The sequence below is a fragment of the Corallococcus sp. CA047B genome, from assembly GCF_003612065.1.
GTDB classification, from domain to species: Bacteria; Myxococcota; Myxococcia; order Myxococcales; family Myxococcaceae; genus Corallococcus; species Corallococcus praedator.
On the sequence record NZ_RAWD01000628.1, the window covers coordinates 1 to 1,771 of the forward strand.

Sequence of the window (1,771 nt, forward strand, 5' to 3'; positions counted from 1 at the left end):
CCGCTGAAGCCCGCGACGCCCATCGTGGACACGACGCCGACTCCGCCGCCCGCGAAGACGCCCGTCACCGAAGACAAGGCACCCGTGCGCAAGCCGGTGGCCGTCACGCCGAAGCCCGAGGAGAAGGAGAAGGAGAAGGAGAAGGAACCGGAGGACAAGCAGACCTACGCCGGCACCGAGCGCCGTCCGCCCCTGGTGGAGGGTGCGTTGGGCCTGCGGCTCTTCGGCAGGTCGCTGCGCTACAAGGACGACGTGTTCGGCGTGCTGCGGCCCTACACGCTGGGCCCGGACGTGGGCGGCTTCGCGCTGCCGGGTGCCCCGCAGGTGAGCGGTGACCTCACCGTCTATCCGCTCGCGCGCTTCAAGCAGGGCGCGCTGGCGCGGCTGGGCATCACCGGCGCCATCGACCAGTCGTTCGGCTTGAAGTCCACTGGCAGCACGGGGGCTGTTTCCTATCCCACCGTCGCGCGCGAGTTCCAGGCGGGCCTGCGCTACGTGATGCCCTTCGGCCAGGCGGAGCGCTACGGCTTCGAGGTCACCGGCACGTACGGGATGAACACCTTCCGCATCGATCCGGTGAACGACGAGCGTCCGTTGGACCTGCCCAACGTGGAGTACCAGACCGCGGGCCTGACGCTGGGCCTGCGCGCGGAGCTGACGCAGAAGCTCGATTTCAACTTCCGCCTGGGCTACCTGCACCCGCTGAGCGCGGGCGAGCTGAACTCCGACACGTGGTTCCCCAACGCGTCCATGGGCGCCGTCACCGGCAGCGCGTCCGTGGCGTACCGGCTCAACAGCTTCCTGGACGTGCGGCTCAAGGCGGACCTGCGCCGCTACTTCTTCAAGTTCAACCCCGACGTGGGCGACCCGTACATCGCCGGTGGCGCCGTGGATCAGTACCCCGGCCTGTCGCTCCAGTTGGGCTTCAAGTACTAGCCGGCGGACCCAGCGGGTGGAGGGGAACATCGGGGGCGGATGGCCCCGCCCTTCCACCCGGCTCCTCATGAAGCGGGGTCAAGGTACCGCGCGCCCGCCGATCTCCGGAAAGCGCTCATAGGTGCGCTTGAGCACTCCCAGGTGCACAGGGTTGTTGTAATCGAGCGGCGCGTCCGTCAGTTGCACGATCCACCCGTCCGAGGCCGTGCGACGCGACCGCGCAAGCAGCTCCGTGTCGCGAGCAGGATCCGGGAAACCGATGGCCCGGGCGGCAGCGGCGGACCAATGGTTCAGCCACCCGAGGAAACAGGGGATCTCGGGGGCAGGGAGCTTCTCAGGAAGGTTGAGCATGGGTAGCCCACGGGGTGATCGCTCCGGTCCATGAGCCGAGCGTCGCATCTGCTGTGAGACCTCCGAGCCGTAACCCTTCGGCGACGCATGCCCCCAGAACGAGTGCGCGCCCTCCGCCATTACCTCAAGCACTGCCGCCGCTGTCGCGAGCACGGACTCGTCCAATGGCAGCTTTGCATGAACTTCAAACTGGGACTGACCGCCCGGGCTGAGAAGTGCCGGGCTTTCCCACCCCGTAACCGTCACGGGGTAACTCTCGTCTCCGTTGCACACAAGCGGGAATCCCCCGTCCTCAATCCTCTCCACCAGCCACGCATCGCGCTGAGGCAGTGCAATGAGGCGGCCTCCTTCGCCTACTCCTACAGCTGCAGTTCGGAAGAGACCGCAGTCGCCCTCCTGTTGAAGGAACAGGAGGGGGAGGAGCGAGACTTCCCATGCAGCAGCCATCCGCCACTGAAGCGCAGGCGCCGGAAGTCCGGCTGGT

The 1,771-nt window shown here is 67.4% G+C and carries 2 protein-coding genes; one reads left to right on the forward strand and one right to left on the reverse strand.

The annotated features are described in order from the left end of the window. Nucleotides 1–936: hypothetical protein (locus D7X74_RS43460; protein WP_199742021.1), on the forward strand; the 936-nt coding region annotated here is incomplete at its 5' end. 78 nt (nt 937–1,014) lie between these two features. Here the strand turns inward: D7X74_RS43460 and D7X74_RS41755 are convergent. After that, nucleotides 1,015–1,698, reverse strand: coding sequence for a DUF5953 family protein (locus D7X74_RS41755; protein WP_120538452.1), 684 nt, complete (start codon nt 1,696–1,698; stop codon nt 1,015–1,017). Nucleotides 1,699–1,771: the final 73 nt, after the last annotated feature.